The 6,160-nt window shown below is 62.3% G+C and carries 6 protein-coding genes; 4 read left to right on the top strand and 2 right to left on the bottom strand.

Going from position 1 to position 6,160, the window contains the following annotated elements:
* Positions 1–203: 203 nt before the first annotated feature.
* The gene (locus ROS217_RS12570) at positions 204–1,712 is read right to left on the bottom strand and encodes an aldehyde dehydrogenase (NADP(+)) (RefSeq protein ID WP_009818138.1); all 1,509 of its coding nucleotides are present in this window, start codon (positions 1,710–1,712) and stop codon (positions 204–206) included.
* 181 nt (positions 1,713–1,893) lie between these two features.
* Here ROS217_RS12570 and ROS217_RS12565 point away from each other — a divergent pair, with 181 nt between their 5' ends.
* The 4 genes from ROS217_RS12565 (at position 1,894) to ROS217_RS12550 (ending at position 4,821) form a co-directional block, all read left to right on the top strand.
* On the top strand, positions 1,894–2,700 hold the full coding sequence (locus ROS217_RS12565) for an ABC transporter substrate-binding protein (protein ID WP_009818137.1): 807 nt from the start codon (positions 1,894–1,896) through the stop codon (positions 2,698–2,700).
* A 75-nt stretch (positions 2,701–2,775) separates the two neighbouring features.
* Positions 2,776–3,441, top strand: a complete 666-nt coding sequence (locus tag ROS217_RS12560) for an amino acid ABC transporter permease (protein WP_040651438.1) — start codon at positions 2,776–2,778, stop codon at positions 3,439–3,441.
* A gap of 11 nt (positions 3,442–3,452) precedes the next feature.
* Positions 3,453–4,106: an amino acid ABC transporter permease gene (locus ROS217_RS12555; RefSeq protein ID WP_009818135.1), complete on the top strand. Its 654-nt coding sequence runs from the start codon at positions 3,453–3,455 to the stop codon at positions 4,104–4,106.
* Positions 4,099–4,821, top strand: a complete 723-nt coding sequence (locus ROS217_RS12550) for an amino acid ABC transporter ATP-binding protein (protein ID WP_009818134.1) — start codon at positions 4,099–4,101, stop codon at positions 4,819–4,821. Before ROS217_RS12555 ends, ROS217_RS12550 begins: the two co-directional genes overlap by 8 nt.
* Before the next feature lie 298 nt (positions 4,822–5,119).
* Here the strand turns inward: ROS217_RS12550 and ROS217_RS12545 are convergent, their stop codons facing one another.
* The gene (locus tag ROS217_RS12545) at positions 5,120–6,157 is read right to left on the bottom strand and encodes an Ldh family oxidoreductase (RefSeq protein WP_009818133.1); all 1,038 of its coding nucleotides are present in this window, start codon (positions 6,155–6,157) and stop codon (positions 5,120–5,122) included.
* Positions 6,158–6,160 lie beyond the last annotated feature (3 nt).

The following is a 6,160-nucleotide window of genomic DNA, read 5'->3' as shown; positions in this document are numbered from 1 at the left end:
CAAACCCGGCGCTGGCAAATCCTTTGCGGGCAAGCCCGGTGCGGGTAAACCCAAGGGCAAAGGGGCCCCGCCCAAGGCCCGCGCAGGCTTTGGCGGCAGCACCCCGCCCAAGCGCGGCAAGCCGTAAACTCTCAAATCGCGTTATCAGAAACATCAGGCCGGGAAAGTCCCGACCTGAGTGCTATTGGGGTCTGCGCCTTGGCTCACGCTTCGGGTAAGAGGGTCTCTGGCATGTTCTGATAGCAGACCGGACGCAGGAAGCGGCGGATCGAGAGGGTGCCGACGGAGGTTGCGCCGAAATTGGTCGAGGCGGGGTATGGCCCGCCATGGACCATCGCATCGCAGACCTCGACCCCCGTGGGAAAGCCGTTGGTCAGCACCCGGCCCGCCTTGCGTTCCAGCACCGGCAAGAGGCGGCGCGCCAGCGCGGTGTCGCCTGCGTCCATGTGAAGCGTCGCGGTCAATTGGCCTTTGAGGCTCTGCGCGACCGCCATCATTTCCTCTGCATCCTGCGCCACCACGATCAGGCCAAGGGGGCCAAAGACCTCTTCGCTCAGCGCATGATTGCCCAGCCAGTCGCGCGCGGCGACCTTGAACAAGACGGGTTTCGCCTCCCGCTGATCACACATCGAGGTCAAGAGATCCTGCACCCCCGCTTGCTTTGCCATCCGCGCCGCGCCTGCCGCATAGGCCGAGGCAATGCCCGTCGTCAGCATGACCTGCGCGCCGGTCGCGCTCAGCGCTGCGCGGGTGGCCTCGGCAAAACCCTCCGCCTCTGGCCCCGTGATCACCACGGCGATACCGGGATTGGTGCAAAACTGGCCTGCGCCCATGGTCAGTGACCCGGCCCAGCCGTTTGCCAACTCCGCCCCGCGCGCCGCCATCGCGTCTGGCAGCAGGAACATCGGATTGACGCTGCCCAATTCGCCAAAGAACGGGATCGGATCGGGGCGTGCCGCGCAGAGGTCAAAAAGCGCCCGCCCGCCGGTCAGCGAGCCGGTAAAGCCCACCGCGCGGATCAGCGGATGCTGCACGAGGGCCTCGCCCACGCGCCGGGTGCCGCCCTGCACGAGGCTGAAGACGCCGTTTGGCATGGCGCATTTCAGGGTCGCCGCATGGATCGCCTCGGCCACAACCTCGGAGGTGCCGGGATGCGCGCCGTGACCCTTGACCACAACGGGACAGCCCGCCGCGAGCGCCGCCGCCGTGTCGCCGCCGGCTGTCGAGAAGGCGAGTGGAAAGTTTGACGCGCCAAACACCGCCACCGGCCCGATGGGCCGCTGCATCATCCGCAGATCGGGGCGCGGCAGGGGTTTGCGCTCGGGCAAGGCGGCATCGTGGCGGTGGTCAACGTAATCGCCCGTCAGGATATGCTCCGCGAAAAGCCGCAACTGCCCAGTCGTGCGGCCCCGCTCTCCCTCCAGCCGTGCTGCGGGCAGGCCAGTTTCCTGAGTGCCGATCTCGGTGATCTGCGTCCCCCGCGCCTCGATCTCGTCGGCGATGGCATGCAGAAACGCGGCGCGCGCGGCCCGGCTGGTGGCGCCATAGGTCCAGAACGCAGCTTCCGCCGCCACGCAGGCGCGGTCCACCAACTCTGGTGTTCCGACCGAAAACGCCTGCCCCACGCCCTCCGCCGGATCAGAGAGGAATGTCTCCTCCGTTCCGGTCCACTCTCCTGCAATCAAATGCCTGCCGTGCGGTGTGAAACTCATGGATAGCGTCCTTTCGGTCTGGGGAAGTCAGTCATTGCGCAGAACAACGCTTCCTACAACGTTTTTCACAGCTTACCGATTTTTTTCCCTACATGCCAGTATTTTTCTTATAGGAAAATTATTGCAAAAAAGAACCAAAGGCCTCATGCTAAAAAAAGAATCAACAGAGAGGTCACCACCAATGAAAAAAATGACACTGATCGCCGCCCTGCTGGGGATGACCAGCATTGCTGGCACCGCTCAGGCGGATAAACTCGATGACATCATTTCCTCGGGCACCTTGCGCTGCGCAGTCGTGCTCGATTTCCCACCGATGGGCATGCGCGACGAAAGCAATGTGCCAATCGGGTTTGACGTCGATTATTGCAACGATCTGGCTGCGGCGCTTGGCGTCGAAGCCGAGATTGTCGAAACCCCGTTTCCAGAGCGTATTCCGGCGTTGATGTCAGGCCGCGTCGATGTCGGCGTCGCCTCGACCTCGGACACGCTGGAGCGGGCCAAGACGGTTGGCTTCTCGGTGCCCTACTTTGCCTTTGAAATGGCCGTAACCGCCAACAACGCGACCGGCATTTCTTCTTATGAGGGCATGAAAGGGTTTACCGTCGGCGCCGTTGCAGGCACCTATGAGGCGATCGCGCTTGAGGCACAGGTCAAGGAATGGGGCGAGGGCGAATTCCGCCCCTATCAGACCCAGGCCGATGTTTTCCTGGCGCTCAGCCAAGGTCAGCTTGACGCCACTGTCTCGACCTCGACCGTGGCACAAGCCAATGTGCAATCGGGCAATTTCGGGGATATTTCGGTGGTCGGCTTTGCCCCCTTCGACACGGATTATGTGGCGCTCTTTGCCAAGCGGGATGAGTATGGTTTCCTCAACTATCTCGACCTGTTCGTGAACCAGCAGGTCCGCACCGGTCGCTACGACGAGCTATATGAAAAATGGGTCGGCGGTGAGGTTCCGCAACTGATGGTGCCAAACGTCTATCGCTGATAGCTTCTGAACCGATTGGCGGCGCGGATCACCCGCGCCGCCTTTTTGCTATTTCCCAAGGGGCGCATCACCCAGATGTTTGATTACACCTTCCAATGGAAACAGGCGCTGAACCGGCTTCCGCAGATGCTGGATGGTGCCATGGTCACGATGGAAATCGCGATCCTGTCGATGGGGCTGGGCATTCTGCTCGCCATTCTTCTGACGGTGATGCGTCTGTCCGGCTCGCGCCCGCTGATGGCCTTTGCGACCACTTGGGTCGAGATTGCCCGCAATACGCCAGCCCTCTTTCAGATCTATATGGCGCATTTTGGCGTTGCGAGTTTTGGCATCCATTTCAGCCCCTTCGTGTCGCTGTTGATCGGCATCACCTTCAACAACGCGGGCTATCTCACCGAGAATTTTCGCGGCGCGCTCAAGGCCATTCCCGACACGCAGGGGCGTGCGGGCCGGTCGCTTGGTTTGACACAATTGCAGGCGTTTCGCCATATCATCATGCCTCAGATGTTGCGCATTTCATTCCTGCCGATGACCAATCAGATGGTCTGGGCCATCCTGATGACCTCTCTTGGTGTGACGGTCGGCATGAACAGTGACCTTTACGGGGTCACGCAGGATCTCAATGCGCTGACCTTCCGCACCTTTGAGCTATTCGCGCTAGCCGGGGTGATCTTTTACCTGATCACCAAGGCCATCACCTTTGGCGGCCGCCTGATCGCTGCCCGCCTGTTCCGGTATTGAGGGGGAAACGCATGTTTGACACCGCCCTCTCCGCCAATGATCTGGTCTTTCTCGCCAAGGGCGCGGGGATCACGATCCTAGTCACCGCCATTTCCGTGGTCATCGGCACCCTGCTTGGCATCCTCTTTGGGGTGATCCGGGTGCAGCTTGGTCCGGTGCTGGCCGCGCCGCTGACCTTCTTTCTCGACATCTTCCGCTCGGTGCCGCTGCTTATTCAGCTTGTCTTGGGCAATGCTTTCGTTGGCATGGTGCTGCAACTCCAGATTTCCGGGTTTACCGTGGCCTGCATCGTGCTGTCGCTCTACACCTCGGCCTATTGTGCCGAGATTGTGCGCGGCGGCATTGACGCTGTGCCCGAGATCACCCGCCGCGCGGCACGGTCGCTTGGCCTGACATGGGGTCAGGACATGCGCTATATCGTCCTGCCGCTGGCCACGCGCGTGGCGCTGCCGTCTTGGATCGGTCTGGCGCTTGGGGTGATGAAGGACTCGGCGCTGGTCTATGTGGTGCAGGTCACGGAACTCTTGAAATCCACCCAGATCCTCATCACGCGCCTGCAAGAGCCGCTGTTCCTGTTGCTCATCTGTGGTGCCTTCTACTTCATCATCAGCTTCCCGCTTGCCCGTTTCGGCGGCTATCTCGAAAAAAGGTGGTCCAATGATTGAGATCCAGAATGTCCGTAAATCCTTTGGCGATCTGGAGGTTCTCAAGGGGATCGACCTGACGGTGCAGCGCGGCGAGGTGGTGACCGTGATCGGCGGCTCGGGGTCGGGCAAATCGACGCTGCTGACCTGCATCAACGGGTTGGAGCCGATTGACTCTGGCCGGATCACCATCGACGGCACCGAGGTGCATGCCAAATCCACCAATCTCAACAAGCTGCGCCGCAAGGTCGGGATCGTGTTTCAGCAATGGAACGCCTTTCCGCATCTGACGGTGATGGAGAATGTCACATTGGCGCCGCGCAAGGTGCTGGGCATGGCCAAGGCTGAGGCCGAGGCGATTGCCGAAAAGCAACTGCGCCATGTCGGTCTGGGGGACAAGCTGACCACCTATCCCTCGCGCCTCTCAGGCGGGCAACAACAGCGCATGGCGATTGCCCGCGCGCTGGCGATGTCGCCGGATTACATGCTGTTTGACGAGGTGACATCGGCGCTCGATCCGCAGCTTGTGGGCGAGGTTCTGGAAACCCTCAAGATGCTGGCCGAAGAAGGCATGACCATGATCTGCGTGACGCATGAGATGGGCTTTGCCCGCGATGTGTCCAAGCGGGTGGCGTTCTTTCATCAAGGCATCATGGCCGAGATCGGCGCGCCCGATCAGCTCTTTGGTGACCCGCAACATCCCGAGACGCAGAAGTTTCTGGCCAACGTGCGCTGATGTTGAGGTGAGTGTGGCCTTTTCTGCCGCTAGTCCCGAGTGATGGGCCGCGCGGCGCCCGTCCGCCGGGTGGGCGCTGCCACCGCACCGGCTGGCACTTAATCCCAGCCAAACACTTCCGCGTTATCAATATGTTAAACCATCGCAAAAGCGCCCGCCCGTGGGGGCGGACCATGCCAGAGGCATGCCTTCGGCACGACCGCTGCGCGGCGGCGCTACGCGCCTTTGTTCCGCGCATTGGGGATTGCCCCTCAAGACCACGTTCAATCCGCAGAGCCCGGCCCGAACGCCCACCCAATCACCCCGCGACCGCCGCCAGCCCTTCGGCCTCAAACCGTGCCAGTTGCGTCAGTTCCGCCTCGCTCAGCACGATACCGTCGCGCAAGGACACATCGCGCGCCGCAAACCGCCGCTCCGACGGCAACCGCGCGCCCTGCGCTCCAATAGCGCTCAAAAGGCGCTCTCCCTCGGCAATCGGATCGCGCCCGCTGCGGGCGGCAAAACTGGCCGGATCGAGCGCCAGAATCAGCGCGCCGTGACGTGGCAAGAGACTGGTGCCTCCGGAGAACTCCAGAGCTTCCTTGCTCATGAACTCGCCCAGCATTGCGCCGGCTAGCAATTCGACCATGGTCGAAATCGCCGATCCCTTGTGCCCGCCAAAGGGCAGCATCGCGCCCGCCAACGCCGCCTCGGGGTCGGTGGTGGGATTGCCGTCCCGGTCCATCGCCCAGCCTTCGGGGATGGGCGTGCCGGCGCGGCGGTGCAATTCAATCTCGCCGCGTGCGGCGACGCTGGTCGCGAAATCGAACACATAGGGATTGGGACCGGGGCGCGGCCAGCCAAAGGCAATCGGATTGGTGCCCAAGAGCGGCTCTTTGCCACCTGTGGGCGCCACTGAGGAATAGCTGGGGCACATCGATAAGGACGCAAGGCCACGCGCGGCCAAAGCCTCGACATCGTGCCAGAGCGCCGAGAAATGCAGGCAATCTCGGATCACCAGCGCCGCAAGGCCGATGTCGCGCGCACGCGCGGCCAGCGCATCGACAGCCGCGTCAAAGGCCGGGTTGGAAAACCCGCCGCCCGCGTCTACCTCGATCACCGCCCGGCCTGTGTCCTGCAGCACCGGCGCCGCATCCGGCACCACCTTGCCTGCCGCAATCACCCGCAGGCAGCCTTCAATCCGGTAGATGCCGTGCGATTTGCAATGATCCCGCTCGCCCGCAACGATCACCCGCGCCACCGCTGCCGCACTCTCGGGGCGCACGCCGCAAGTCTCGAAAATCGACGTCACGCGCGCCAAGAGGTCGTTAACGGAAATCACGTTCGGCTTGGTCATGCG

The sequence above is a fragment of the Roseovarius sp. 217 genome, from assembly GCF_000152845.1.
GTDB lineage: Bacteria > Pseudomonadota > Alphaproteobacteria > Rhodobacterales > Rhodobacteraceae > Roseovarius.
Note: the sequence above shows the minus strand (reverse complement) of the source record. Positions and strands in the feature narration are given on the sequence as shown.